The following is a 26,755-nucleotide window of genomic DNA, read 5'->3' as shown; positions in this document are numbered from 1 at the left end:
TCCCTCCTGCGTGCGTGTCTGCCCCGCCGGCGCCACCTACAAGACCGGTGACGGCCTCGTGGCCATCGACTATCACCGCTGCGTGGGCTGCCGCTTCTGCATGGCCGCCTGCCCCTACGGCTCCAGAAGCTTCAACTTCCAGGATCCCCGTCCCTTCATCAAGGACCTGAATCCCGCCTATCCCACCCGTATGCGCGGCGTAGTGGAAAAGTGCACCTTCTGTGCCGAAAGGCTGGAAAAGGGCCTCATGCCCGCCTGTGTCGAGGCTTCCAACGGCGCCATCATGTTCGGCGATCTCAATGACCCGAACTCCATCGTCCGCCGTGTACTCGCCAAGAACTTCAGTATTCGCCGCAAGCCCGAACTGGGCACCGATCCCGGCGTCTATTACATCATCTAGGAGGGAACCATGGTTGAAAAAGTTCTCAAGGGTTCTCCCAAATATTATCTGTGGCTGCTCTTCCTGCTGGCCATTATAGGCTATGCCTTCATCGTCTATGTGTTCCAGCTCATCTACGGCCTGCAGATGACCGGCCTTACCCGCAACACGTCTTGGGGCTTCTACATTGCCCAGTTCACCTATCTGGTGGGCGTGGCCGCCGCGGCCGTGATGCTGGTGCTGCCCGCCACTTTCCACCACTATCATCCGTATCATCGCGTTATCGTGTTTGCAGAATTTCTCGCCATCGGCGCGGTGATCATGTGCATGCTGTTCATCGTAGTGGATATGGGCCAGCCGCAGCGCGTCTTGAACATCATCCTGCACCCCACGCCGAATTCCGTCATGTTCTGGGATGCCACAGTGCTCTGCGGCTATCTCCTCCTGAATGCGGTCATCGGCTGGACCTCGCTGGAACATGAAAGCCGCCATGTGGCCGTGCCCCGCTGGGTGAAGGTGCTCGTCGTCATATCCATCTTCTGGGCTTTCTCCATCCACACCGTCACGGCCTTCCTGTACGCCGGCCTGCCCGGCCGCCATTACTGGCTTTCCGCCATCATGGCCGCCCGCTTCCTGGCCTCCGCCTTCTGCGCAGGCCCCTCCATTCTGCTGCTCTCCCTGCTGCTTCTGAAGCGCCTCACCGGCTTCGATCCCGGCAAGGCCGTGGTGAAGTCCCTGTCCATCACCATCGCCTACGCCATGGGCCTGAACATGTTCTTCTATGTGCTGGAACTGTTCACTGCCTTCTACAGCGGTATCCCCGGCCACGCTCATCCCATCGTGTTTATCTTCTGCGGACATGAAGGGCTCAGCGTGTGGCTGAACGGCTGGATGTGGTTTGCCGTAGTGCTCGCTTTCGCCAGCATCTTCCTTCTGGCGATTCCCAAGTACCGCAACAATATGAAGATCCTGCCCTGGGCACTTGTCATGCTCATCATAGCCTCCTGGATCGACAAGGGCCTCGGCCTGCTCATCGGCGGCTTCTCCCCCACTCCCTATGAGACCTACGAAGTCTACACTCCCACGTTCTGGGAAGTCTCCATCGGCCTCGGCATCTTCGCCGTGGGCGCGCTGGTCATTACCCTGCTGTGGAAAATCGCGCTGGAAATGAAACGCGAAGGCGGTGAGCCCTTCGAGCTTGCCGAATAGGCCTCCCACCGGTTCTTCCGGCGCAATCTGATAAAAAGCCCGGGTCGCAAAAGCGCCCGGGCTTTTTATATCGGTCCCTTCCCGCTTACCCGTTGCTTCAAGCATACATAGCAAAATCCACGGCCTCTTATGGACTCCCCAGCCGATACACATCGTCTTTTCCCCTCTAAAAACCTTACGGCACCGGACGGAGAACCATCTCCCCCGACGGCCCCTTCTGCTCAACGTATGGCGGAACATATGCGGAAAATGGAAGCATCTCGGCGAGATGCTTGGAAGACGCGCCTTGACGCCTTGAAAAGCCCCGGCTATAACGGCAACATAGTTGTGTCCTCTGTGCATCCCGCGTTTCTTTCAAACAAGGATATTCGCCATGGCTCTTCATATCGTCGACCATCCCCTCATCCGGCACAAACTAGGCCTGCTCCGCAAGGAAAGCACTTCCACCAGCGAATTCCGCATGCTGGCCAAGGAAGTCGCACGTCTGCTCACCTACGAAGCCACCAAAAACCTCCCCACGGAAAAAAAGATGGTCAAGGGCTGGGCCGGCCAGGTGGAAGTAGACTATCTCGCAGGAAAAATGATCACCATCGTCCCCATACTGCGCGCAGGGCTGGGACTTATGGAAGGTGTGCTCGACATGGTACCCGGCGCAAAGATCAGCGTGCTCGGCCTGTACCGCAACGAAGAAACGCTGGAACCGGTGGAATACTACAAGAAGCTGGCCCGCCGCATTGATCAGCGTGTAGCCTTCATTCTCGATCCCATGCTGGCCACGGGCGGTTCCCTCATCGCTGCCATAGACGTACTCAAGGAAAGCGGTTGCACCAATATCAGCTCCCTTAATCTTGTGGCCGCTCCCGAAGGAGTGAAAGCCGTGCTCGACAAACACCCTGATGTGGAAATCTATATTGCAGCCCTGGACTCCTGCCTCAACGACAAGGGCTACATACTTCCCGGCCTGGGCGACGCGGGCGACCGTATTTTCGGCACGAAATAACTCCCTTCCCTATATGAAAGACAACCCGGGCCTTCTGCGCCCGGGCTTTTTTATGAAAAAGGGGAACGCCACTCGGAACATGTCGTCATGCCCGGTACTCCCGCCCCGGTCAGCCTCTCTTCTCCGCAGGTTGGGAAGAAGAACGCAGCCAGTTTCCCTTACTCTTCCAAGAATGAGGATGGAAGAGCCCCTATCCTTCACACATGGCTGCCCCTCCCGGCACAGAGTCGATGGGCATAGTTCTGCCTCCCACGATACCACCAAAGAAGCGGAATAACTCTGCTCCCCTCCGGTAAGGCCGTCCCTTTTCAAAAAAACATATCCGCCCCGCGCACGGCAACAGGCTCATCTGTTCTGCCCTCCCTTTAAGGGCGCCTTTCCGAAAAAGGAGGCTGAGCCGTTTTCCCCTGCCCCCATACACAAACCGGAAACGCCAAAGGAAGCCCTTATGGAGCCGCCCCGGGCAGAAAGGCTGTTGACGCGATTCTGCGGGGAACATACAAAAAATACGAATGGCTTTGCCCTTCTGCTTCCCGCGTGGCCGCAGGCCTCAATGCATGGTTCGGCAACGCCTCTCAAGGTAACTTCTCCACAGGCAGGTATCATGGCACGTTACTCTTCCCGTATCAGCAACAGGCACATGGTGGCAGTGCGCTTCAGTTCCATGGGCGATGTGGTGCTTACCACGGGCGTTCTTCTCGACTGGTATAAAAAGCACGGCACAAAGTTCACAGTCATCACCAAAGAGGATTTTGAACCCCTGTTTGCCCATCACCCGGCGGTGCACAACGTCATAGGCTTTGATGAAAACGACCTGCACGGCCAGGCGCAGGCCATGAATTTCCGCGGCCTCATGGAAAAATACCGTGATTCCCCGCTGCTCGATCTGCACCGCAACCTGCGCTCAGCCATGCTGGCTCGCATCTGGCGCGACGCCATCATCTGCTACAATAAAATGTCGCTGGCAAGGCGCATTTTCCTGTGGAGCAAGGGAAAATTCTTCGGGGAGGAGCTGCGCCGCTACAATGTGCCCCAGCGCTACGCCATAGGGCTTTATGATAAGAAGGAGGTCCCGTCCGCCGCAGAGCTGAAGCCTTGCATCTTCCTCACCGAAGAAGAAAAAAAACGCGTTGAGGAACTTCTCGCACCGCTCAGGGGGAAAGGCCGCTCCCTGGTGGCGCTGCACCCCTTCGCCACCCATGAAGCCAAGAGCTGGCCCATGGAAGTGTGGATACGCTTTGCCGCGCTGCTCAAACAGCAAAACATCAGCTACTTCTGGGTAGGCCAGGGGGAAGGCCTGCCCGAAGAGGAACAGCCCTGCAGCTTCATCAATAAAACAAGCCTGCGCGAGCTGTGCGCGCTCACGGCAGGGGCCGATGTGCTCGTCACCGGGGATTCCGGCCCCATGCACATTGCCACCGCCACAGGCACTCCTGCGCTTGCCATGTTCGGCCCCACCTGCCGGGAATGGGGCTTCTTCCCTTCCGGCGAAAAGGATCGTGTAGTACAGCTTGCCATGCCCTGCCGTCCCTGCTCGCTGCACGGCTCGAGCTCCTGCCCCAAAGGGAACGCCTGCATCATGGGCATTACTCCGCAGCGCATGCTTGATGAGCTGGAGGACATGCTTGCCTGAAAACAGCAAAAGCTCACCTTCGGCGCACGGAACCTCGGAAGATGCTCCGCCCCGGCCTTGCCAGGCCAGTCCGGGGCGGAAAAAGAAAAACCTTCTGCCGGAAAGCATGAAAATATGCCCTTCACCTGTCGGCCCCTCTGGACAAAACGGAAAAAGACTGTCATCTCCCGCACTTGCGCGTTGCCGTGTGAGCTATGGAACCATGTGATTTTTCTATCATTTCTTGAGAAAAAAGATTCTCTTTGGTTGACCTGCCCTTGCTGTGATGTTAGAGTTTCAGAAACTCAGAAGAGCTCATGCGCCCGCGCATGACTTTCTGCGTTACTGAACTGTCGGCAAAAGCCGCGACCTTCCCGCCGCCATGGAAGCTTTCGCGGACAAGTCCTGTATGTCAGCGCCAGGAGGGCCTTATGCAAATCTCCATTGGTCTGGGGAAAGAAGGCGCGGAAGAACGCCTTGAAAAACGGGGCGTATCGCGCCGCGACTTTTTGAAATTCTGTTCCACTGTGGCTGTCGCCATGGGCATGGGGCCCGCGTTCGCTCCCCGCCTGGCAAAGGCTCTCACGTCCCCTGCGCGCCCTGCCGCCATCTATCTGCACAACGCGGAGTGCACGGGCTGCACGGAAGCGCTTCTGCGTTCCAGCAAACCGTATCTCGACGAGCTCATCCTCGACACCATCTCCCTCGACTATCAGGAAACCATCATGGCCGCCGCCGGTGAAGCTGCTGAAGACGCACTGCATCAGGCCATGAAGAATCCCAACGGTTATGTGTGCATCGTGGAAGGCTCCATCCCCACCGCCATGGACGGGCTTTACGGCACCATCGGCGGCAGGACCATGTATGCCATCAACAAGGAAGTGCTGCCCGGCGCCAAGGCCGTCATTTCCTACGGTACCTGTGCCTGCTTCGGCGGCATCCCTTCCGCTGCACCCAATCCTTCAGGCTGCAAGGGCGTGAACGACTGCTTCGCGGATCTCGGCGTCAAGGCCGTCAATGTCCCCGGCTGCCCGCCCAATCCCCTGAACCTCATAGGCACCATCGCCGCAGTGCTTGCCGGCATGAAGCTTGAGCTTGATTCGCTGAACCGCCCCAAGCTCTTCTTCGGCCATACTGTACATGAGCTCTGCGAACGCCTGCCCCACTTCGAGGCAGGGGAATTCGCTCCGTCCTTCGATTCCGAAGAAGCGCGCAAGGGCTGGTGCCTCTACAAGCTCGGCTGCAAGGGCCCGATGACCTACAACAACTGCCCCAAGGCCCTGTTCAACGACGTGAACTGGCCCGTGGCCGCCGGACATCCCTGCATCGGCTGTTCCGAACCGAACTTCTGGGACAAGATGACCCCCTTCTTTGAAAACTAGCGAGTAATGCCACCATGAGCGAAGCAAAAACCACTCCTCAGAGTTCCTATACCGGTCCCATCGTGGTGGACCCGCTGACCCGTATTGAGGGCCATCTCCGCATCGAGGTGGAAGTGGAAAACGGGCGCGTCAAAGACGCGAGAAGCTGCTCCACCCTGTTCCGCGGGCTGGAAACCATCCTCAAAGGCCGCGACCCGCGCGATGCCCAGTTCTTCACCGCCCGCACCTGCGGCGTGTGCACCTACACCCATGCCCTGGCGTCCACACGTGCTCTGGAAGACGCCATGCAGATCGAAATCCCCCGTAATGCCTCGCTGATCCGCAACCTGGTGCTGGGCATGCAGAACCTGCACGACCATGTGGTGCACTTCTATCACCTGCACGCACTGGATTTTGTGGACGTGGCCGCGGCCCTTCAGGCCGACCCGGCCAAGGCCGCCAAGCTGAACGCCTCCATTTCCCCGCGTCCCACCAGTGAAGAAGATCTGCGCGCCGTGCAGGCCAAGGTGAAGGCCCTGGTGGAAAGCGGCCAGCTCGGCCCCTTCACCAACGCCTACTTCCTGGGCGGGCATCCTTCCTATTATCTGGATCCCGAGGCTAACCTCGTGGCCACCGCCCACTATCTGGAAGCCCTGCGCGTCCAGGTGGAAATCGCCCGCGCCACGGCCGTTTTCGGTGCGAAAAACCCGCACCCGCAATTCCTCATTGCAGGCGGTGTTACCTGCTACAACGCCCTCAGGCCCGACACCATAGCCCAGTTCAAGGCTCTCTATCAGAAAGCCCGTGCCTTCGTGGAACAGGTCTATATTCCCGACCTCCTGCTCGTGGCCGGCGCCTACAAAGACTGGGCCGCCATCGGCGGCGGCGTCTCCGACTACATGGATTTCGGCGAATTCCCGGGCAAGGAACGCGACCTCACTACCCGCTATCTCAAGCCCGGTGTCATCTTCAACCGCGACCTGTCCAACCCCCTGCCCTTCGATCCTTCGAAGATTTCCGAGCACGTCCGCCACAGCTGGTATGAAGGTGAAGAGGCGCATGTTCCCTATCAGGGCGTGACGGAACCCAAGTTCACCAAGATGGGCGATACGGATCGGTATTCCTGGATGAAGGCTCCTCGCTACGACGGCCATGCCGTGGAAACCGGCCCTCTGGCCCAGATGCTTATTTCCTACGCTCAGGGAGACAAGCTTGTTACCTCCACGGTGAACACCGTACTCAAGGCCCTGAACGTGGGGCCTGAAGCGCTGTTCTCCACCCTGGGCCGTACCGCCGCACGCGGCGTGGAAGCCGTGGTGGTGGCCAACGGCGTGGGCGAATGGCTTCAGGAACTGGAAGACAACATCGCCAAGGGCGACGAAAAAATCTGCATCAACACCCAGGTTCCCCAGAACGCCGAAGGCGCGGGCTTTGTTCATGCGCCGCGCGGCGGCCTCTCGCACTGGATTGTGATTGAAAAGGGTAAAATCGCCAACTTCCAGCTTGTGGTGCCTTCCACCTGGAACCTCGGCCCGCGCTGCGCCGAAGGCAAGCTCTCCGCCGTGGAAGCCGCTCTTGTAGGCACTCCTGTGGCCGATCCCAAGCGTCCGGTGGAAATCCTGCGCACCGTTCACTCTTTCGACCCGTGCATTGCCTGCGGCGTGCATGTTATCGACGGCCGCACCAACCAGGCTTACGATTTCAAGGTACTGTAAGCTCTTCCCGGGAAGCCCGGCTTCCCGACTACCTTTCCAACAGACCGAAGAAGCGGCGTTCCCCGCTTCTTCGGTCTGTTTTTGAAAGGCGGCAAGAGCCCGACCCCGCCGTCACCTCAGGCAGTCCTTTTCAAAAGCCGACAAAACACTCTTTATCCGAACACCAGGGCGGGGAAGCGCACTACTCCCGGATAGCAGCGCCCTGTCCTTCATGGTCAGCCCTGCCCCGCTCTTCTGCCGCCGGGCCGGAAAAAGACGGCTCTGCCGGCAGCTGACATATATAGGCCCCGTGCCTTGCGGCAGCGTACAAGACAATGATGTTGAACGCTCTCCACATTCCGGGTAACGTCACCTGGGAACCGGCATCACGGCAAAAGGCATCCGCCCCAAAACCGCCCCTTTCCTTCCACCCCGACCTTCCGACCATGGAAACACTATGGAACGCATTCTGATTCTCGGCGTAGGCAATATTCTGTTCACCGACGAAGGCATAGGCGTACGCGCTCTGGAATGGCTGCGCGAACATTATACCTTTCCCGAACAGATCACGCTTGTCGACGGCGGCACTCTGGGCATAGGCCTCATGGACGCACTTTTATCCTGCGACCGCGTCTATGTTCTCGACGCCGTGCTCTGCGGAGGCGCCCCGGGCAGCGTGTACCGCCTTACGGACAACGACCTGCGAAAAAGCGTGAGCTTCCGTGACTCCCTCCATCAAACCGACCTTGTGGATACGCTCATCTATTGCGACATACTCGGACACAGACCGGAAGGCATAGTCTTCGGTATGGAGCCTTCCGATTACCACACCATGACCGTAGGACTTTCCCCCGTGTGCGAACAGGCCCTCCCCGGCTTGGCAACACACCTTGTGGAAGAACTGCGCAGCCTGGGCCTGAGTATCCAGAGTCGCGTGAAACAAGAGTAAAGCCCCTTTATCCCAAGCTAGAAAAAGACACCTTTCTCACGGACTATGCGGAAAAATGTTCCTTCCCCTTCTGCCGTGTACCTGAAATCCTTTTCATGGCAGGCTCCGGCTTTTTTCGTGAACTTCACAGCTTGGAATGATTTCCATGCCGCCCTGCTTCGTCCACCTCACGCGGATTCCGCCAAGTTCGGTGGTACTCTTGAGCGGAATATTCCGACGCTCCATCTCGTCCCGCACCTTCCGGCTGGGAAAACCGAAATGATGAAAGGCGGCTGCGGAACAGAGCGCCATATCGGGACGTACGGCATCATAAAACTTTGTCTGAAAGCTGGACGCCGCACCATGATGGGGAAGCACCAGCACCTCTGAACGAAGGTTCTGCTCCGTCTCCACCAGCCTGCGCAGAGAAAGCGTCGTCATATCGCCGCAGAGAAAAGCCAGCCCTTTCCCGTTCCGTGTCAGACGCAGAGCAAGGGAAGCCTCGTTGTCGGTAGGTTTCTTTTTCCGGTGCAGAGTAGTCAGTTCTCTCATGTCCGGCCAGAGCACTTCAAGGCATAAGCCCCGGCTAAGCGTCAACACATCGCCCCGGAAAAGAACCTTTTCAGGAATCCCCCTCCTGAGAGCCGTCTCGCGCAGGGCAAGCACCTCCGCGTCATCGGACTCGGCGGAAAAGGACGACCAGTAAAGGGAACCTACATCAAAATGCTCCAGTATCCAGCGCAGGCCCCGGGTATGATCCACATCTCCATGGCTGACGAACACCGCATCCAAGCGGGGAAACCTTCCGATAGTCAGCTCCGGAGCCAGAATACTGCGCCCGACATCAAAAAACGGTGAGTTGCTTCCGCCTCCATCCACCAGCACACGGCCTCCCGGATACTCAAGAAGAACCGCCTGTCCCTGCCCCACATCAAAAAGGGTAAGCGTGACACGTTCCTCATGCCGGGCAAGCATATCGTCCACCCATACCGGAACCTGTCCGGCAGGTATGAGAAACACGCCCGCGACAAGAAGCCTTTTTGCCGCCGCCCCGGCCTTCTTTCCGCAAAGCGCATCCTGCGCGGCGAGAGCCAAGCCCACGAGAACGGCTCCATAACCGAGGCTGCTCAGGGAAGAAGGACGCGGGCACTGGAGAAAGGGCAGCCAGCCGTAATCCTTAAGAAAAAACAGAAAATCCAGTACGGTATCGGCAGGAAAGGCGGCAAGCTCGAAAAGCAGGGAGGAAAGAGGCTGTTCGCCGAAAACGACAAGAAACACCAGCCCCAAGGCTGCGCACGGCAAAGTGATGAAGGTGAGCAAGGGCAGCCAGAGAAGATTAGCCCAGACATGGATACTCACCACGCCGAACACGGAAACAAGCACCGGCAGTACCGCCGCCTGCGCCGCAGAAGATAACAGGAGCATGATTCCCGCCCAACGTATCACGCCATGTACGACGCGGCGCGGCAGAGAAAAGGGAGCTTTCCCCCTTCCCTGGGGACGCGAGGGGAAACGCTTCTGCAGCGCGGCACTAAGCGGCATGATCAGCAGTATGCCCGACACGGCCAGCACGGAAAGCTGAGCGGAAAGGTCGAAGGCCACCAGAGGGTGGAAGAGAAACAGCAGCAGAGCGGCAGCAAAAAGAGCGTCCAAGGGAGCGGCGGAACGGCGCAGGCACAGAAAGAACGCGGCTGCCAGCATCATGAACGAGGCACGGAGAAGCGAAAAAGGCGCGCCTCCCAGAAAAAGATAGGCCAGGGCGAAGGGAATCCCGGCCGAAACCACGAGCACTCGCCGCGGGCGGACAAGAAAAAGGCCGTGAAAGGTATGGGAGAGCAGAAAGATCAGGACCGTACCCACCATGGCCGCGAGTGCGAGATGCTGACCCGACAAGGCCAGGGAATGGACCAGCCCGGCCCGGGTGAAAACATCCACAGTTTCCGGAGCAAGAAGAGATCGGTCGCCGAAAAGAAGAGCCGCCAGCATGGCCCGTCCCTGAGAAAAAAGCGGGGCCGGGCCGTCCGGCCGGTCAGCTTCCTTCTCCGGAAAATTGTCCTTTTCTTCCGGGGAGTCGGCAAGAGCTCTGAGCAGCACGCCGCGCCAGCGTTCTCGAAGAAGCTCTGCCCGGTATATCCAGCCCTCCCCTTCCTCAAGCTCCAGAAAGACGGGAATATATCGGCTCCTGTTCAGGCGGGCGTTGTGCCAGACGTCGCGATCCGCCCAGTATCCGGCAATACCGGAACTTCCCGGGTTCACGCTGCCGCTCACGGGGTAAATCCTCATGAGCGCACGCAGACTCTGCCCGGGAACCGGACGCCCGACATGTTCAAGACACACGGTATCGAGCGTCAGGCTCACAAGGCCGGGCACCGGCGATGCACTGTCTTCAAATACTTCCCCGGGATAGTCCTTACCGCCAGGTGCAGGCATGGCAACCTTGCGTTCCAGAGCCTTGCGCATCGCCTTTTCCGCCGCCTCCGGCAGGGCCGGAAGCTCCTTCACTGGATGCAGCCCTTCCAGAAGTACCCGTACTCTGCCGCCGGGAAGCCCCGTCACAGAGGCGACACGCCCTTCGGCCACTACGCTCTTTCCCGGAACGGAGGCCCATGACGGACAATCCGGAGCCTCGGGCTGTGCCAGAAAAGTGATGCAGAAGCCAAGACAAAAGGCCGCCGCAAGCAGACCGTAGCGCACCGCCCGCTCTCTACGCGGAACTACAAGAAGGAGGCTGAAAAACGCAATACCCAAAACGGCATCGCGCAGGGAAACGGATCCTGCCAGTACTGCCAGAAAAAGCCTCTGGCGGAAAAGAAGCGGCGGAAGATGCATCATGGCACTGAAGAGCCTTCCGGCACAGCGAAGGCCATGTCGGAAGGAAAACGGTCAGTCCGGCTCCTTCACGCGGCAGATGCGTGCACCCACGGCGGAAAGTTTTTCCGCGAGATGCTCATATCCCCTGTCCACATGATAGATGCGCTGCACCCTGGTTTCCCCTTCGGCGGCGAGAGCTGCCAGCACAAGCGCCGCGCCTGCCCGCAAATCGGAAGCCATGACAGGAGCGCCCGTCAGCCTGCGGCCGCCGCGTACCATGGCGGAAGAGCCGCGCACATGGATATCCGCCCCCATGCGCACCAGTTCCTGCACATGCATGAAGCGGTTTTCAAAAATATTCTCCTCCACAAGGCCGGATCCCTGGGCGCAGCACAGAAGTACCATGAACTGGGCCTGCATGTCTGTGGGGAAGCCGGGGTGCGGCCTCGTGCTGATATCCACGCCCCTGAGCCCTTCTGCACCCACGCGGGCCAGCACGCCTTCCGGCGTCTCCTCTATGCTCATGCCGGCCTCGCGCAATTTCTCCACCACGGCGTCCATATCTCCCAGAGGGCAGTTTTTCAGCAAAAGCTCCCCACCCGTCACACCGGCTGCAATGAGGAACGTGCCGGCCTCTATGCGGTCGGGCATGATAGCGTAGGTACATCCGTGCAGTTTTTCCACACCCTGCACGCGTATCACATTGCTGCCCTGCCCTTCGATGCGCGCGCCGCAGCTGATCAGGAAGCTGGCCAGATCCACGATTTCCGGCTCTCTCGCCACGTTCTCCAGCACGGTTTCCCCCTTAGCGAGACAGGATGCCATGAGGACATTTTCCGTGCCTCCCACGGTGGGAAAATCAAAGCGTATATGAGCGCCCTTCAGCCCTCCGGGGCAGCGTCCGTGTATGTAGCCGCTCTCCAGATCGAACACTGCGCCCATCTTCTCCAGGGCGGACAAATGCTGATCTACAGGGCGCGCACCTATGGCGCAGCCTCCGGGCAGAGAGACCCTGGCTTCTCCCCGGCGGGCCAGCAGGGGTCCAAGGCAGAGTACGGAAGCGCGCATGGTCTTTACAAGCTCATACGGGGCCTCCATGCCCAGCTCGCCGTTCTTCACCGTCACCACGCCGTTCTTCAATCCCAGCACACCATGTTCCAGGGTGGCCACACCGTTCTCCAGCGAGGCTTCGCGCCCCAGCATGTTGAGCAGCTTTATGGTGGTATGAATATCCCGTAAATCAGGCACGTTGGTATAGGTTACCTTGTCATTCACGGCAATGGACGCCATGATGACGGGCAGTGCGGCATTCTTGGATCCGCTGACTTCCATGACGCCCCTGAGCGGCACACCGCCCTGTATGAGAAAACTGTCCAATCTCGTCCTCCGAAAGATTGCAAAAAAAGCTTGACTATTCCTCTGCAATCGAATAATTACTCTTTCTGCACGGCGAATATAGCTCAGTTGGCAGAGCACCTGGTTGTGGCCCAGGGGGTCGCAGGTTCAAACCCTGTTATTCGCCCCATATTTTGCCCCGATATTATCGGGGCTTTTTTTATATCCGACATTCCGCCCGTTTCCCTCTCCATCTTCCTTCCGTCCTCAGAACAGACCGCTCCGCGTAAAAAAGGCGGGAGTTTCCCGCCGCCCTTTTCCCGGCAGAGGCGGCATACACCGCCCCGTTCTTACAATTCCAGCGCCAGCCCCACAGGACAATGGTCGGAACCGTACACGTCGTTTTCTATCCATGCGTCGCGAATATGATTCCGCAGCTCGGCGGAAACAAAAAAATAATCCAACCGCCACCCGATATTGCGCTCACGTGCGCGCGTCTTGTATGACCACCAGCTGTATGCGCCTTCCACATCGCCATGCACATGGCGGAAGGTATCCACATAACCAAGCTCCACGAAGCGATCCATCCAGGCGCGCTCTTCCGGCAGAAATCCGGTATTGAACACGTTTTCCTTCGGCCTCGCCAGGTCGATTTCCCGATGGGAAATATTGAAGTCCCCGCACACTACGATGGGCTTGTCTTCCCGAAGCTCTTCCGCATAGTCCATAAAGGCGTTGAAAAAGCCCATCTTGTACGGAACACGCCTGAATACGCCCTTTTCCAGCTCTTCCCCGCCGTTGGGGAAGTAGATGTTGAAAAAATGCAGCTCAGGAAATTCCAGATGAAGCACACGCCCTTCCCCATGATAATCCGTGTCCGGCAGTTCATGCTCCACCCGTATGGGCTGCCTGCGGCTGAACACGGCCACGCCGGAATAGCCCTTCTTCACCGTGGAGGAAGACCACCACGAATTCCATCCTTCCGGCTCGCGCTGGGATGCGGGAATCTGATCCGGGGAGGCCTTGGTCTCCTGAAGAGAAATCACGTCGGCCTGCGTCCGGGAAAACCACTCCCAGTCGGGCTTTTTACTGACGGCACGAAAACCGTTGACGTTCCACGATACAAAACGCATGAGTGACATAGTTCCGTCCTTTTTCCGTTCGGCTGAATCTACGCGACAATGTCCTCAATCTCAAGAAAAAAGGTCTCTTGTCCGCAGAATGCCCGACATGAAAGAAGGCAGGCGAAAAATCTGCCTTCTTTCATGCGCGTAGTGCGCCTGGAAATGTCTTGCCTAAGCTCACCCGCAGGAAACGGACAAAGCGCCCTTCCGGCTCTTTTGCCTCCCCATGGGAGCTTGCGCCCTGCCTGCGAAAAAATGCCGTCAAAGGCCAAGAGCACGGCCGCAGCCGTAATCTGAGGGGCTAGTCGTTATTGAGGTATTCCTTGAGTTCCTTACCGGCGCGGAAGAAAGGAAGGCGCTTGGGGCTGACTTCCACACGGTCGCCCGTGCGGGGGTTGCGCCCTGCATAGGAGCCGTATTCTTTAACCTTGAAGCTGCCGAAACCGCGAATCTCCACACGATCCCCGGCCAGAAGAGCCTCCTTCATGCAGTCGACAAAAGTATTGACCACAAGGGTAGCTTCATCCAGGGACACGTTGGACTGTTCGGCGAGATTCTTGATAAGTTCGCTCTTATTCATGACATCTCCGTCATACGGTATTGACCTGCCGGGGCGCACCGGCAGGGAGAAGGATTATGATGCTGGGGATGCCCCCGGGGAACTCCATCATGGCAAGCCAGTTTTCTATAACCCTAAATCCGTTGCCTTGCAAGGAAAAACGCCTATCCGCGGCTGTGCTCGTGTCGGTAAAGAAGGTAATCTCGCAGGAAAGTGTCGATACGGCCGTTCAACACGGCATCTACGTCCCCACATTCGCAGCCCGTGCGGTGATCCTTGACCAGACGATACGGCTGCAGCGTATAGGTGCGTATCTGACTGCCGAAGGCTATGGCGTCCTTCCCCGCATAGTCGGCCTGACGCGCGGCGTCGCGCTTGCTCTGTTCATAGGCGTAAAGACGCGCTTTCAGCACACGCATGGCGCTTTCACGATTACTCTGCTGTGAGCGCTCGTTCTGGCACTGGGCCACGATACCAGTAGGAATATGCGTGATGCGCACGGCAGACTCTGTTTTATTGACATGCTGGCCGCCCGCACCCGAAGCCCGGTATACGTCGATGCGCAGGTCGCTTTCCTTGATTTCGATATTGGAAATCTCCCCCGCGTCGGGAATAAGGTCCACCGAAGCGAAGGAGGTATGCCGCCTGCCGGAAGCGTCGTAGGGAGAAATGCGGATGAGGCGGTGAATACCTTTTTCCCCCTGAAGCAGGCCGTAGGCGTTCTCACCCTGCATACGGATGGTCACGGCCTTGATGCCCGCTTCTTCCCCGGGCAGGAAGTCCACGATTTCCGCCTTGATCTGATGACTTTCGGCCCAGCGCAGGTACATGCGTTCCAGCATTTCCGCCCAGTCCTGGGCTTCCGTGCCGCCCGCTCCGGGATGAATGTCCAGAAGGGCGTCCATGTGGTCGGCCTCGCCGCTGAGCAGCACGGTCATTTCCGTTTCCGTGAGAAGTTTCTCCAGAATGTCGGCCTGTTCGTTCAGAGTCTCCAGAGCTTCTTCCTCACCCTCGGAGACAAAGCCGAGCCACTCCTCCATTTCCTCATAGCTTGCCTGAAGCTCGCGGAAACGGGCGACTTCCGCCTCCAGGCGGCTCTTTTCCCGGAGTACGGGGGTCATCTTTTCCTGATCGGCCCAGGCTTCGGGGCTGGAGATGATATGTTCTATTTCCTGAAGGCGCGCCTCCCGCGTGGGCAGGTCAAAGACGCCCCCAGAGGGAATTGAACTGTTCGGCAAGGGCATGGCAGCGGGAACGCAGTTCAGCCAACTGAAGCATAACGGTATCCTTTTGTATGGTATGTTCAATCTGTACAGGCAGGCCAACGGGCACAAAGCGTCCCTCTTTTCCTTCCGCATCGCAGGGCGGGGAAAGACAGCGCGAGGAAAAACGCCAGAGCGAGACCGGGCAGCCACGGATGAAGATAAAAATACGGCGTATGGCTCTGCAAGGCAAGGGCTGTGCCTGTGAGTGTCCCGGGCTTAAAAAGGGCGTAGCCGTCCTTCCCCGACCCCATGGCATGTATCCCCCCCAGGGGATCGAGCAGGGCCGTGATTCCGCTGTTGGTAGCCCTCAGCACATAGCGCCCCTGCTCCACCGCCCGCATGAGGGCAAGCTGAAGATGCTGCATGGGCGCGGAGGTATAGTCATACCAGGCGTCGTTACTGATGTTCAGGAGAAGCGCTGCACCGCCCGCCACACGCCTGCGGGAAAGCTCCGGGAAGATCGCCTCATAGCAGATGAGCATCCCCATGTCCACTCTTCCCCGCCCCTCAAGCTCCAGAGAAAAGAGGTGATCCCCCCCTCCCGCCGTAAAGCCCCCGAGTCCCTGAAGCAACGGCTCAAATATCTTCCAGTCGAGAACAGGGGGCAGATACTCGCCGAAAGGCACGAGATGCTCCTTGTCGTAATGCCCCGCGTCCCCTTCCGGCAGCAGCAGAAAGGCACGGTTGAAAAGCTCCGTGACAGATCCCGTCCGCTTTTCCACACCCGGAGCACCGAAAAGAAGGGGAATACCGAGTTCCCTCGTGAAAGCGCGCAGTTCCCCGGCAAGAGGAGAGCCGGGATAGGCAAAGGGCATGGCTGTTTCCGGCCAGAGGAGGAAGTCGGGCAGCGCGGGAGAAAGCGTATCGTCCGGCTTTTTCCCCAGGGAAAGCCCCATGGAGGCGGCAAGTTCTCCGCGTTCCGGCCCTCTTCCGCTTCCGGCAAGACCGTCCACGTCGGCGCGCACGCCCTCCACGCTGAGGCGCATGTAATGTTCCAGCGTATACTTCTGGTACTCGGGCGACCATTTCACATCCTGCCGCACGCTCCCCTGCACCAGCGTCGCAGTGACGGGCACGCCTTCAACGGCCAGCTTCTCCGGCATGGCGGAAAGCCTCCAAGCCCCGAAAGCAACTATGGCCGCGGCAATACATGCTCCCCCTGTAAAGAAAACCGCCCCGTTGCGCCTTTTTCCCCCTCCGCAAAGAAGCGCTCCTTCACAGAGCAGGAACGTCATGGCAGCCAGGAGCCCCGAATAGCCGTACTCCCCTACCAGGCTCAAAGGCTGAAGAAGAACAGGCCATGCCGCTAGGCCGGAAGAGAGGGTCAGCCAGGAAAATCCGGTACAGAACCAGCCCCTTGTCCATTCCAGAAGAAACCACAACAGCCCGAGAGCAACACTTTTCCGCCACGGGGAAAGCACGGAAAGCCTTGATGCCCCAAGGCAGAACAAGCCTCCCCATAAAGCCACATACGCGCCGAGGAGTATGGAACAGGGCGCAGCCAGAAGCCATGGAAAACCGCCGTATTTATGGGCGGCCACAGCTATCCAGTACAGAGCAGCCGCGGCGCCGGGAATACCGGTACACCAGCCCAGGCGAAACGGCGCGCGGCTTCTCGACGCCAGAAAAAGGCAGGCGGGATAGACAAGCATCGCCCCGGGCACATGGAAAAAGGGATTGGGCGTTCCCAGAAAAAGCCCCAGGGATGCGCAGCTCACAAGGACCGCGCAGGAAAGCTTGGAAAACATCATATCTGCCCTCTGTCCAGCACACGGCAGCTGATAGCTTCGGCAAGATGCGCAAGCGTGATTTTTGCCGAGCCTTCAAGATCGGCGATGGTTCTCGATACCCGCAATATGCGGGTGTAGGCCCGGGCGGAAAGGGCCAGCGCATCTACGGCGCGGCCGAGAAATTCCTGCTCCGCACTCTCCAGGCGGCAATGCTCCTCCAACATGCAGCCCGACAGGTCGGCATTGGTACGGCATCCTGTGCCCCTGTACCTTGCCGACTGTACCTCCCGTGCGCGGATGACTTTCTCCCTGACCTCGGCCGACGTGGGGCCGGAGCGCTCCGCACGGATTTCCGCATAGGAAACGGCGGGCACCTCCACATGCAGATCTATACGATCCAGCAGCGGGCCGGAAAGCTTCGCCCGGTAACGGGCCACTGCCTGGGCGGAACAGGTACATTCATGGCGCGGATCGGTGCTGTAGCCGCAGGGACAGGGGTTCATGGCTGCAAGCAGCATGAAGTCCGCAGGATAGGAAACGGCATAGGTGGACCGGGAAATAAACACCGTGCCCTGCTCCAGCGGCTGCCTGAGTACTTCCAACGCCTGCCGATGAAACTCGGGAAGCTCATCGAGAAAAAGCACGCCCCTGTGGGCGAGACTCACCTCTCCGGGATGCGGGGGCACTCCGCCGCCTATGATGGACACGCTGGAATCGCTGTGATGCGGCGCTCGAAAAGGACGGCTGGTCACAAGGCCGCGCCCGTCCAGCATACGGGCCACGCTGTAGATCTTCGTCACTTCCAGGGCTTCTTCCAGGGAAAGCGGCGGAAGTATGCCGCTCATGCGCCGGGCCAGCATGGTCTTCCCGCTTCCGGGAGGACCGATGAACAAAAGATTGTGCGCGCCCGCAGCCGCCACTTCCATGGCACGCTTGGCCCTCTCCTGACCCTTCACTTCTGCAAGGTCAAAAAAGCGCTCCTCCCCCGCCGCCATGGGCGCAGGCTCCACGGGGGAAAGCTGGGCCCTTCCGGCCAGAAAAGCGGCGGCTTCCCCCAGCGTACGCGGCGCGAACACGTCCAGCCCGTCGGCAATAGCGGCTTCAATACCGTTGTCAGGAGCGACTATGACACCGCGCGCCGCCTCCTCCCTTGCCAGAACGGCCAGAGGAAGCACGCCCGGCACTGGCTTGAGACATCCGTCCAGGGAAAGCTCCGCAGCAAAGAACCAGCCTTTCAGCGCGTCTGCCGGAAGCATGCCCGCAGCGGCCAGAAGCCCGAGGGCCAGCGGCAGATCGTAGGCGGAACCTTCCTTGCGCCGATCCGCCGGAGCGAGGTTGACCGTGATGCGCCCGGCAGGAAGGCGGAAGCCGGAATTCTGAAGCGCCTTCATCACGCGCTCGCGCGATTCGCGCACCGCGCCCTCGGCAAGCCCCACCATCACGAACGAAGGCATACCCTGCCGGCTGAAATCCACCTCCAGATCGACACGGAAGGCATCCACCCCCAGAATCGCGCCGCAGGCAAGCTTTACCACCATGGCGACCTCAGAAATTCAGGCCGGGCAGTTCAAGGATGACCCGATAGGAATTGTCCCTGGCCTTGTTTTGTATGGAACCGATGAGGTGGAAGCACTGATGATAATAACCTATGGCGAAATGGCGCTCATAGTTCTTGCCGGTTTCAATATTGTCTTGCGTACGGTAGTAAAGGGATATATTGCTCCATGGACGGAAGGTAAAAGTATTGGTCAGCAGGCGCTGCGGCGAAGTGAAGCGCATGTCGCTCAAATTGTCGCGCTTCATCTCATCAAGATAATTGTAATACTTGTCGCGGGTGCTGTACGACACGCTCCATGAACCCCAGCGGGCATTGGACAGAGTAGCCCCGGTATCGCTGCGGGTTATCCCCTCTCCGTACATGGATACATAGAGGCGGTTCCACAGGCTCAGCCAGTTCACCGGCCTGAGTTCCAGATAGGAATAGGCATCCATCCAGGGCCTGCGGCCGTACAGGTTGCGGTATTTGGTGCGCTCCGCCTCGTCAATGTCGTAACCGGTGGCTATCTCCCAGCGCACGGGGTCAAAATAGCTCGTGCCTGTTTTGTAATTTCCCTTGGCGCCCGAAACTGTCTCGCGCCGGGCCGTAAGTATATTGGTAAAGGAAAGCCTCAGCCTCTGCGAAGGCTTGATGCGGTCCATTTCCTCAAAGATGGGATTCTCGGACTGATCCTTCTCCGGCGTCCACGCATAGGTCAGGCGGGGCTGCACCCTGTGGCGCAGGCCTGTCCAGCTCGTCCTGCCCACGTTCTCGGCCGTGGCCTCCAGGTGGTTTTCCGGCATTTCCCACACGCGGGAAGCCTGTGTGAAAAGTTCTGCACTCATATCGGGAATGAAGCGGTCCTTGGTGCCTCCTCCGCGAGTCCAGCGCTGACTGTCCACAAGCTCGGTGTGCGTGCTGTTGTAATAGGTCTGGCGTATGCCGCCCGTCAGAAGCATGGAAGCCCCGGGAAGATTGACGGGAAGGCTGAGCTCGGGGTGTATCTCCGTGCGCAGGCCGCGTATGCCCTTGGCGCGATACTCATAGGCGCTCGACACTTCGCCCTGAAGTTCCAGAGGCAGTTCTTCCAGCATGCGGCCCTTGAACAGGTAAAGGTTCAGGGGGATACGCTGCACCGTGGTATCCTCGCTGTGAGGGGTGTTGCCGTGCCCCAGATAGGGAATCTGTTCGTAGCGGAAGCCCAGGGAGACCATGAAGCGATCCCAGTCGCGGTACACGAAGCCCTCGCTCACGCGGTTCTTGTCCACTTCCTGAAGGTCACGGCCGAACATGTCATAAAGGGCGTCGCGGCTGTGGTTGAAGCCGGTACGCATGTCGCGGAACTGGCGCAGGAAGTTCTGGTCGGACACATAGTCCAGATTGTAGCGGTAACGCCAGCCGGAGTCGCCCACGAAGCCGTCGCCCATGCCGCGCAGCCAGAAGCGCTCCTCGTTGGTATTCACCTTGCCGTCGGTATCGTTGATGCGGTCGCCCTTTTCCGTGCTGAACTTGTGCTTATCGTACAAAAAGTCGAAAGCCAGCCAGGTCTTGTCCTGATCGCGGGTATGGGAACGGTATTCAATGCCGGGCATGAAGCCGGCCCTGCTCATGTAGGTGGAATAGAAGGTCAGGTCACGGCTTTCGTCGATCACCTGAAAATAGGGCACGGAAAAAAACGCACCGTTCAGGCTGCTGTAGCCGAAGTCCGGCATGAGCAGGCCGGACTGACGTGTAGTTTTGGCAGGCAGCACCAGAAAGGGAGATCCCACCAGAGGCATGTCGAGAATATTCAAGGTGGTGTGGGAAAGCTTGGCATAGCCGTCGATTTCTATCTCGGCCTGCTCCGCGGCCAGGGACCAGGCGGGAACATCGCCGTCGCAGGCCGTGACTTTGGCATTTTTAAAAAGGTACCGGTCGCCGAAAAGCTTATCCACCTTTTCGCCCGTGACGTACATGTGAGGCCCGGCAATGAAAATGGAGCCGTCTTTAAGCCAGCCGGTACGGGACGTGAGGTCGAACTCCGCCTCCGCGGCGTTCAGCATGTCCCGGCCCATGCGTGCCTCCACATGGCCCTGCACAAAAATCCAGTTGGTGGTGGTGTAGTACCTCGCAAAATCGGCCTTCATGTAGTCTTCGCCGCGCTGGAGAAGCACGCTGCCCGTGGCCTCCACGATCACGCCGTCTTCCAGACTGACGAGCTTGTCGGCGTTGAGGGTCCAGGGGAGCTCACCGCGCGTGGTCAGAGACTTCTGCCCCTCCGCCGCTGCCGCAGAGGAAGAAAGGCACAACAGCGCCGCACATACGGCCAGAAACAGACGTGACACAAAATTGGAGGGAGAAAAAGGAAAGAACACGGCATTTTCCGGGTTGCAAGACAGAAGAAGAGGCGGTAGAGGCAAAAGAGTGCAACAAAAGACGGCCGCCGGACACATGGCCGGAAGTCCCGGCCAGAACTAGATGTTCCATAACATACAAATCGTGCGAAAAAAAGCCCCCGGACAGGGCTTAACGCCGAATGTCTCCATGGAGAACGGGAGCTTTGCCATGAAAGAACCTTCCTGCCGCGTACATATCAATTGGGAAAATTTCCGCCATAATATCAGTGTATTGATGCAAAAAGGCCACACCTTGATGCCCGTCATCAAGGCCGACGCCTACGGGCACGGAGTGGCAAGGGCAGCCTTGGAACTGGAAAAACTGGGCATAACCTGGGCCGCCGCAGGCACGCTCAAGGAAGCGGCCCTCATAAGGGAAAACGGCTTTTCCGGCCACATCGTTTCCCTGCTCTGCCCTGTCCCCGAGGAAGAGGACGTGGCGCTTGCCCTGGAAAAGGGCCTTGTCCCGCTCATTCACAGCAAGGAAGGGCTGCTCGCCGTAAAAGAGGCCATGCAGGGCCGCCGTCAGATCCTGGATATAGCCGTCAAGGTGGATACCGGCATGGGTCGCCTGGGGTTCCCTTTAAGTGCCATGGAAAAGGTAGCCGGATTTCTTGCGGGAGCCGAGAATATCCGTCCTGTTGTCCAGATTTCCCACCTCTCCGTGGCCGATGATCCCGACGAAGACGCATATACGGCCGGTCAGTGTGAACTCTTTTATAGCGCGGCGGCCATCATGCACCGGAGCTTTCCCGACATGCGCTGCTCTCTCGGCAATACCGCCGGACTGGCTACGCTGGTCACGGACAGCGAAGATATATGCCGCCCCGGCATAGCCCTCTACGGCTACGACCCTCTGCACGGAACGGAAAAGGAAGGCATCTGCGGAAATCTTCTGCCCGTGATGGAGGTATCCGCCCCCATCCTCAGCGTCCATCCTCTTCATAAAGGGGAAAGCCTGGGCTACGGCCGCACCTACAAGGCGGATTCGGAACGTCTGGTGGGCTGGGTGGCCATAGGTTATGCCGACGGGTACCGCCGCAACCCCGCTCCCGGAACCTGCATGTGTATCAACGGCACCCGCGTGCCCGTCATCGGCCGAGTAGCCATGCAGATGACCTGCGTGGATCTCACGGAGCTTCCCGCCCCCCCCTCCCCGGGCGACAGAGCCTATGTGCTGGGTGGTCCGGGCAATGCCGTTTCCGCACAGGAAATCGCCGACTGGTGGGGTACTATTCCCTATGAAGTAACCTGCCTGCTAGGAAAAAATAAAACAGAGTGACGATTTCCCCTTCGTTCTGCAATGACGGTATGCCCAAGGAAAAGCCCCTCTCCCGCAGAGAAAGAGGGGCTTTTACGGAAAAACTCTGCTAAGCGTCAAGAGAGCCGCGGAAGCTTTCCAGATCCTCGATACCCATTTCCTCACACAGGGCAGGAAGTTCGCGGATGATGCGGAAAATGGTTCCCGGATCGCTGAAGTTTGCCGTACCTACGGCCACGGCATGGGCACCCACCAGAAGAAATTCCAGAACGTCGCGTGCGGAACGTATTCCGCCCACGCCGATGATGGGTACCTGGACAACTTTCGCTATCTGCCACACGCAATGCAGCGCCACGGGCTTTACCGCCGGTCCGGACAATCCGCCGACCACATTCCCCAGCATGGGACGGCGCGTTGTGATATCCACAGCCATGCCCTGGATGGTGCCGATACAGGAAATGATATCGGCCCCGGCTGCCTCCACGGCTCTTGCCACCTCTACAATGTCCATGATCTGCGGGGAAAGCTTGGCAATAACAGGTTTGTTGCCTGCAGCACGCTTCACGGAGTTCACGGCGCGCGCGGCCGTCACCGGGTTCTGACAGAAACGCTGTCCGCCGCGGTGATCGTTGCGGCAGGAAAGGTTTACTTCCAGAGCCGCCACCCCCCGTTCCGAAGCCAGTATGGAGGCCAGCTCCGCAAACTCATCCACATTGGAGGCGTTCAGGTTGGGGATGATCGGCACGTCCTGCCAAGGCAGCTCCGGCAGCACTGCGCTCACAAAATGAGCCGCACCGTCGTTTTGCGTCCCCACAGCGTTCAGCATGCCCGAGGGAGTTTCCGCCACACGAGGCATGGGCGCACCCGCGCAGGGGCGGAGCGTAAGCCCGTTGGTGATGATGCCCCCAAGCTGCGTGATATCACCGTAAGGGCGGTATTCCAAACCGCTTCCGAAAGTACCGGATGCGCTCAGAACGGGATTTTTCAGGTCAAGACGTCCTTCGGCAAGAGATACGCGAAAATCCATCATACGCTCCTTTCTCCCGGCAGGACTGCATGAAGGTCAATATCGGATGCCCAGAAGACCGGTCCGCTGGTGCAGGTCTGCACGGGAAGTCCCGCCCGGACGGGGTCGGGCCAGTGCTTGGACGTGATGGTGGTACAGCCGAGGCAGGCGCCGGTGCCGCAGGCCATGCGCTCTTCCAGAGAAAGCTGCGTGGGCAGTTCCAGCTCCATGGCACGCTCCCATACACGCTTCAGAAACGGCATGGGGCCGCAGGCCAGACACATTCCCCCGTGTTCCTTGTACTCCATCATCTTTTCCCTTACAACCTTGTGAAACTGTTCAAGCTCCCCGGGGGTACGGTCACGCATGTTTTCCATTTCCATGCGTGCGGCCATGGCATCGGTAGGGTAGTTATTGCTGGGCAGACCGTGCCCGAAAAGCATGAACAGGCTCGCAGGTGCGGGATGCACGTCGGCATAACCGGCAAAGGGAGCGATACCCACGCCGCGGGCAAGAAGCAGCGTCGGAGTGTCGGGCCGCATCTCAAAGCTGGTGCCGAGAGGGCCCCATACCACCACCCTGTCGCCGCTTTTCAGGCGGGAAAGCCGGTCCGTCCCCGGGCCGAGGACACGGAAAAACAGCACGAGGCTCTGCGAAGTCACCCGGCAGATGGAAAGCGGGCGCGCCCAGGTGGAGCCCTCGCTATCCTGCATGGGACGCAACATGATGAACTGGCCGGGGCGCCAGCTTTTCCAGGCCGGGCGCTCCAGCGTAAGCGCGTAGAAACGGTAGACTCCCGCAGGTCCGGCCACGGGTTGGCCGAAGGGGACATTGTCCGTTACCGTCAGTTCTGTGCGAACAGGGGAAATCATGAGAGCCTCCGCAAGTGTTTTCCCTTTATATGTATCCGATCCCCTTCCCAGTCAAGGGCGTTGTGCCGCCCAGCCCTTTTAATATTCCTCACAACGCACCGTGTTCATGCAGAATTTTTATGCCTATGCCGATAAGTACCAGTCCTCCCAAGATAGAGGCCTTGTTGCCGAGTATGCTGGATGCGCCGAGTATGCGGCCGAGCTTTACCCCCGCAGCCGTGACTGCCGCGCAGACAAGGCCTATGACTGCTGCGGGCCACAACACCGAAAGGTTGATCATGGCGAAGGAAAGCCCCACGGCCAGGGCGTCCACGCTGGTGGCTACGGCCAGCATGACAAGCTGGAGCCCTCGCGACGGGTCGCCGCCTGTGTGCTGCTCCTCTTCGCCCGCCCGCGCCTCACGTAGCATATTGACGCCTACGAGGGAAAGCAGGGCAAATGCTATCCAGTGATCCCAAGCCTCGATGTAGCTGTGGACGGACACTCCCAGAAACCAGCCTACGACGGGCATGAGAAACTGAAACAAGCCGAAATGGAAGGACAAACGGAAGTAATGCCCCCAGGTAACGACGGGAAGCGTTGCCGAGGCGGAGACGGACACGGCGAAGGCGTCCATGGCCAGAGCGAGGGCGATGGCGAGTACGGCGAAAAACGACATATCTACTCCGAAACAGGGTTTGACGCATTATACTGATCCGACCCCCGGGCACAAGAGCTTGTGCTGAAAAGCGGAGTGGGATACGATAAAAAGTACCCTAAAGAATCAAAGGATTTTCCGAACATGTCTGAACCTTACCTGACCATAACCCCGCTGGGAGGACACGGCGAAATCGGCATGAACTGCCAGAAATGGCAAACCGACCAGGGGGTTGTGCTGGTGGATTGCGGCCTCATGTTTCCCGACGACGCGCTGCTCGGCGTGGATGTCGTCATTCCCAGGCTGGAATCCGTCTTTACCGAAGGGGAAAAGGTGCTCGGCATCGTGCTCACCCACGGCCATGAAGACCACATAGGCGCCCTGCCCTGGCTTCTGCTCCAGTATAAGAGCCTGCGCGGCATACGCATTTACGGCTCGCCCTTCACCCTCGCCCTTGTGGAACACAAACTGGAGGAACAGGGACTTCTGGACAGGGTGGAACTTGTGCCCATGCAGTCCTACGATACGGTCACACTGGGCAATCTTATCTTCCACTTCCTTCCCGTGCATCATTCCATCCCCCAGTGTTATGCCCTGGGTGTGGAAACTCCCGTGGGCAAAGTGCTCCATACCGGCGATATCAAGCTCGATCCTGCACCTCTGGACAACGAAGCCTGCGACCCCCTCTCCGACTTCGCCCGCTTCTCCGAAGAAGGGGAAAACAAAGGTATACGCCTTCTGCTCGCCGACTCCACCAATGTGGAAAACCCCGGCCACTCCCTACCGGAGAGGCAGGTGCGGGACGACCTGGACGCCATTTTCTCCGAAGTGAAAGGACGCATCATCATCGCGCTTTTCTCAAGCCACATCCGCCGTATACGTACCGTGCTGGAACTGGCGAAAAAATACCGCCGTTCCGTGCTGGTGAGCGGGCGCAGCCTTTCCACCAACATCGACAAGGCCGTGGAGCTGGGCCTTCTGGAACGGCCGGAAAACGTCTACACCGAAGCCGCAGGCTTCCCGGAACTCGACCCGGGGCAGACCGTGGTGCTCGCCACGGGCACACAGGGAGAACCCCTTTCAGCACTGGCCCGTATCGCCCGGGGAGAACACCGCCAGCTTTCCCTGCATGAAGGCGACACCATCATCATGTCCTCCCGCGTCATTCCCGGCAACGCCAGGGCCGTGTCGCGCGTGCTCAACCAGATTTACCGCCTGGGCGCCGAGGTCTATCACAACCCGGAAAGAACCGTGCACGCCACAGGCCACGCCTGTCGGGGAGAACTTAAAAACATCATCGAAACCACAAAACCCGAATATTTCATCCCCGTGCACGGGGAGTACCGTCATCTCGCCCTGCATGCCCGGCTGGCCGAGGAATGCGGCGTCCCGCATGACCATATCAAGATCATTGAAGACGGGCAGCCCGTCACCTTCACGACCGGCGCCATACGCATGGAAGAGCCGGTTTCCGTGGAATCCGTCATGGTGGACGGCAAGGGCGTGGGCGACGTGGGCCGTATGGTGCTCAAGGAACGCCGCATTCTGGGAGGAGAAGGCCTGGTGGCCGTGGTGCTCGTCGTTGCCGCGGAAACGGGGGAGGTCCTGCACGGGCCGGAAATGATTTCCCGGGGCTTCGTGTTTGAACAGCAGTACAGCCATCTTCTGGAAGATGCCAAGTGTCTGGTGCTCGACCAGCTCGAATCCACGAACCCCAACGACATATCCCGCCTTTCCGACCGCATCCGCTCCAGCCTGCGCCGCTTCTTCCGCGACGTGCTGGGCAGGGATCCCATAGTGGTGCCCATAGTCTCGCAGGTCTAGAGCCACTGTGGGAGACACGGAGAAAAACCGTCTGGAAAGACCAACCCCTCCTTCTGCCGTACAAAAGAGCCGTGTCTCCGGGCATGGCTCTTCTGTTGCGTTGCATCTCCCTCTGAGATTCAAGTTTTTAAGTCAGGATTTGCTCGCGCCTTAAGGGTGCCGGCCTGAACTACTCAGGTCGGCGCCCCGTTCTTTTTTTCAACGGTTCAAGCCCCCATGCAATTTGACTCACAGCC

At 58.9% G+C, this 26,755-nt stretch carries 20 protein-coding genes and 1 tRNA gene; 10 read left to right on the top strand and 11 right to left on the bottom strand.

Features of this window, described 5'->3' with window-relative positions; genetic code table 11:
- The 7 genes from dsrO to K8W16_RS02485 form a co-directional block, all read left to right on the top strand.
- A partial coding sequence (gene dsrO / locus K8W16_RS02515; RefSeq protein ID WP_304120873.1) for a sulfate reduction electron transfer complex DsrMKJOP subunit DsrO occupies nt 1–400 on the top strand: 400 nt, incomplete at its 5' end.
- 9 nt (nt 401–409) lie between these two features.
- Nucleotides 410–1,588 (top strand): sulfate reduction electron transfer complex DsrMKJOP subunit DsrP, encoded by a 1,179-nt coding sequence (dsrP, locus tag K8W16_RS02510; protein WP_304120871.1) that lies wholly within the window; start codon nt 410–412, stop codon nt 1,586–1,588.
- 373 nt (nt 1,589–1,961) lie between these two features.
- Nucleotides 1,962–2,588, top strand: coding sequence for a uracil phosphoribosyltransferase (gene upp, locus K8W16_RS02505; protein ID WP_304120869.1), 627 nt, complete (start codon nt 1,962–1,964; stop codon nt 2,586–2,588).
- 604 nt (nt 2,589–3,192) lie between these two features.
- Nucleotides 3,193–4,221 carry a glycosyltransferase family 9 protein gene (locus tag K8W16_RS02500; protein WP_304120868.1) on the top strand — a complete coding sequence of 343 codons (1,029 nt, stop codon included), beginning with the start codon at nt 3,193–3,195 and terminating at the stop codon, nt 4,219–4,221.
- A gap of 410 nt (nt 4,222–4,631) precedes the next feature.
- Nucleotides 4,632–5,582, top strand: a complete 951-nt coding sequence (locus K8W16_RS02495; RefSeq protein ID WP_304120866.1) for a hydrogenase small subunit — start codon at nt 4,632–4,634, stop codon at nt 5,580–5,582.
- Between the two features lie 14 nt (nt 5,583–5,596).
- Nucleotides 5,597–7,276, top strand: a complete 1,680-nt coding sequence (locus tag K8W16_RS02490) for a nickel-dependent hydrogenase large subunit (protein ID WP_304120864.1) — start codon at nt 5,597–5,599, stop codon at nt 7,274–7,276.
- A gap of 436 nt (nt 7,277–7,712) precedes the next feature.
- On the top strand, nt 7,713–8,204 hold the full coding sequence (locus tag K8W16_RS02485; protein ID WP_304120862.1) for a HyaD/HybD family hydrogenase maturation endopeptidase: 492 nt from the start codon (nt 7,713–7,715) through the stop codon (nt 8,202–8,204).
- A gap of 93 nt (nt 8,205–8,297) precedes the next feature.
- On the opposite strand, the gene K8W16_RS02480 is transcribed toward K8W16_RS02485, so the two are convergent.
- Both K8W16_RS02480 and murA read right to left on the bottom strand, forming a co-directional pair.
- Nucleotides 8,298–11,015: a ComEC/Rec2 family competence protein gene (locus tag K8W16_RS02480; RefSeq protein WP_304120860.1), complete on the bottom strand. Its 2,718-nt coding sequence runs from the start codon at nt 11,013–11,015 to the stop codon at nt 8,298–8,300.
- A 51-nt stretch (nt 11,016–11,066) separates the two neighbouring features.
- Nucleotides 11,067–12,371: a UDP-N-acetylglucosamine 1-carboxyvinyltransferase gene (gene murA / locus K8W16_RS02475; protein ID WP_304120859.1), complete on the bottom strand. Its 1,305-nt coding sequence runs from the start codon at nt 12,369–12,371 to the stop codon at nt 11,067–11,069.
- Nucleotides 12,372–12,443: 72 nt separating this feature from the next.
- Here murA and K8W16_RS02470 point away from each other — a divergent pair.
- Nucleotides 12,444–12,519, top strand: a tRNA-His gene (locus K8W16_RS02470).
- 160 nt (nt 12,520–12,679) lie between these two features.
- Here K8W16_RS02470 and K8W16_RS02465 read toward each other — a convergent pair.
- From K8W16_RS02465 to K8W16_RS02440, 6 genes are all read right to left on the bottom strand, one after another.
- Complete coding sequence (locus tag K8W16_RS02465; protein WP_304120857.1) at nt 12,680–13,471, bottom strand: exodeoxyribonuclease III; 792 nt, start codon at nt 13,469–13,471, stop codon at nt 12,680–12,682.
- A gap of 283 nt (nt 13,472–13,754) precedes the next feature.
- Nucleotides 13,755–14,033 carry an HU family DNA-binding protein gene (locus K8W16_RS02460; RefSeq protein ID WP_077071715.1) on the bottom strand — a complete coding sequence of 93 codons (279 nt, stop codon included), beginning with the start codon at nt 14,031–14,033 and terminating at the stop codon, nt 13,755–13,757.
- 143 nt (nt 14,034–14,176) lie between these two features.
- Nucleotides 14,177–15,290, bottom strand: a protein-coding gene (gene prfB, locus K8W16_RS02455; protein WP_304120854.1) for a peptide chain release factor 2 whose coding sequence is annotated in 2 segments (ribosomal slippage) — nt 14,177–15,214 and nt 15,216–15,290 — 1,113 coding nt in all. Because the reading frame shifts where the segments join, the coding sequence is not laid out codon by codon here.
- 25 nt (nt 15,291–15,315) lie between these two features.
- On the bottom strand, nt 15,316–17,028 hold the full coding sequence (gene lnt / locus K8W16_RS02450) for an apolipoprotein N-acyltransferase (RefSeq protein WP_304120852.1): 1,713 nt from the start codon (nt 17,026–17,028) through the stop codon (nt 15,316–15,318).
- Nucleotides 17,025–18,545 carry a YifB family Mg chelatase-like AAA ATPase gene (locus tag K8W16_RS02445; RefSeq protein WP_304120850.1) on the bottom strand — a complete coding sequence of 507 codons (1,521 nt, stop codon included), beginning with the start codon at nt 18,543–18,545 and terminating at the stop codon, nt 17,025–17,027. The genes lnt and K8W16_RS02445 overlap by 4 nt, the downstream gene beginning before the upstream one ends.
- A 7-nt stretch (nt 18,546–18,552) precedes the next feature.
- Nucleotides 18,553–20,898 carry an LPS-assembly protein LptD gene (locus K8W16_RS02440; protein WP_304120848.1) on the bottom strand — a complete coding sequence of 782 codons (2,346 nt, stop codon included), beginning with the start codon at nt 20,896–20,898 and terminating at the stop codon, nt 18,553–18,555.
- 190 nt (nt 20,899–21,088) lie between these two features.
- Here K8W16_RS02440 and alr point away from each other — a divergent pair, with 190 nt between their 5' ends.
- The gene (alr, locus tag K8W16_RS02435; RefSeq protein WP_304120847.1) at nt 21,089–22,201 is read left to right on the top strand and encodes an alanine racemase; all 1,113 of its coding nucleotides are present in this window, start codon (nt 21,089–21,091) and stop codon (nt 22,199–22,201) included.
- 88 nt (nt 22,202–22,289) lie between these two features.
- On the opposite strand, the gene K8W16_RS02430 is transcribed toward alr, so the two are convergent.
- The 3 genes from K8W16_RS02430 to K8W16_RS02420 form a co-directional block, all read right to left on the bottom strand.
- Entirely contained in the window at nt 22,290–23,207 is a 918-nt protein-coding gene (locus K8W16_RS02430; protein WP_304120845.1) for a dihydroorotate dehydrogenase, read from the bottom strand.
- On the bottom strand, nt 23,207–24,058 hold the full coding sequence (locus K8W16_RS02425) for a dihydroorotate dehydrogenase electron transfer subunit (protein WP_304120844.1): 852 nt from the start codon (nt 24,056–24,058) through the stop codon (nt 23,207–23,209). Before K8W16_RS02425 ends, K8W16_RS02430 begins: the two co-directional genes overlap by 1 nt.
- 88 nt (nt 24,059–24,146) lie before the next feature.
- Nucleotides 24,147–24,716: a manganese efflux pump MntP family protein gene (locus tag K8W16_RS02420; protein WP_304120843.1), complete on the bottom strand. Its 570-nt coding sequence runs from the start codon at nt 24,714–24,716 to the stop codon at nt 24,147–24,149.
- A gap of 123 nt (nt 24,717–24,839) precedes the next feature.
- Between K8W16_RS02420 and K8W16_RS02415 the strand changes: the two genes are divergently transcribed.
- Nucleotides 24,840–26,519 (top strand): ribonuclease J, encoded by a 1,680-nt coding sequence (locus tag K8W16_RS02415; RefSeq protein WP_304120841.1) that lies wholly within the window; start codon nt 24,840–24,842, stop codon nt 26,517–26,519.
- Nucleotides 26,520–26,755: the final 236 nt, after the last annotated feature.

The sequence above is a fragment of the Mailhella massiliensis genome (genome assembly GCF_020741395.1).
Lineage (GTDB): Bacteria > Desulfobacterota > Desulfovibrionia > Desulfovibrionales > Desulfovibrionaceae > Mailhella > Mailhella massiliensis_A.
Note: the sequence above shows the minus strand (reverse complement) of the source record. Positions and strands in the feature narration are given on the sequence as shown.

What these genes read in the sequence shown, in the direction of transcription:
- dsrP (WP_304120871.1), top strand. Translation starts at nt 410, where the DNA reads ATGGTTGAAAAAGTTCTCAAGGGTTCTCCCAAATATTATCTGTGGCTG.
- upp (WP_304120869.1), top strand. Translation starts at nt 1,962, where the DNA reads ATGGCTCTTCATATCGTCGACCATCCCCTCATCCGGCACAAACTAGGC.
- K8W16_RS02500 (WP_304120868.1), top strand. Translation starts at nt 3,193, where the DNA reads ATGGCACGTTACTCTTCCCGTATCAGCAACAGGCACATGGTGGCAGTG.
- K8W16_RS02495 (WP_304120866.1), top strand. Translation starts at nt 4,632, where the DNA reads ATGCAAATCTCCATTGGTCTGGGGAAAGAAGGCGCGGAAGAACGCCTT.
- K8W16_RS02490 (WP_304120864.1), top strand. Translation starts at nt 5,597, where the DNA reads ATGAGCGAAGCAAAAACCACTCCTCAGAGTTCCTATACCGGTCCCATC.
- K8W16_RS02485 (WP_304120862.1), top strand. Translation starts at nt 7,713, where the DNA reads ATGGAACGCATTCTGATTCTCGGCGTAGGCAATATTCTGTTCACCGAC.
- K8W16_RS02480 (WP_304120860.1), bottom strand. Translation starts at nt 11,015, where the DNA reads ATGATGCATCTTCCGCCGCTTCTTTTCCGCCAGAGGCTTTTTCTGGCA.
- K8W16_RS02465 (WP_304120857.1), bottom strand. Translation starts at nt 13,471, where the DNA reads ATGTCACTCATGCGTTTTGTATCGTGGAACGTCAACGGTTTTCGTGCC.
- K8W16_RS02460 (WP_077071715.1), bottom strand. Translation starts at nt 14,033, where the DNA reads ATGAATAAGAGCGAACTTATCAAGAATCTCGCCGAACAGTCCAACGTG.
- lnt (WP_304120852.1), bottom strand. Translation starts at nt 17,028, where the DNA reads ATGATGTTTTCCAAGCTTTCCTGCGCGGTCCTTGTGAGCTGCGCATCC.
- K8W16_RS02445 (WP_304120850.1), bottom strand. Translation starts at nt 18,545, where the DNA reads ATGGTGGTAAAGCTTGCCTGCGGCGCGATTCTGGGGGTGGATGCCTTC.
- alr (WP_304120847.1), top strand. Translation starts at nt 21,089, where the DNA reads ATGAAAGAACCTTCCTGCCGCGTACATATCAATTGGGAAAATTTCCGC.
- K8W16_RS02430 (WP_304120845.1), bottom strand. Translation starts at nt 23,207, where the DNA reads ATGGATTTTCGCGTATCTCTTGCCGAAGGACGTCTTGACCTGAAAAAT.
- K8W16_RS02425 (WP_304120844.1), bottom strand. Translation starts at nt 24,058, where the DNA reads ATGATTTCCCCTGTTCGCACAGAACTGACGGTAACGGACAATGTCCCC.
- K8W16_RS02420 (WP_304120843.1), bottom strand. Translation starts at nt 24,716, where the DNA reads ATGTCGTTTTTCGCCGTACTCGCCATCGCCCTCGCTCTGGCCATGGAC.
- K8W16_RS02415 (WP_304120841.1), top strand. Translation starts at nt 24,840, where the DNA reads ATGTCTGAACCTTACCTGACCATAACCCCGCTGGGAGGACACGGCGAA.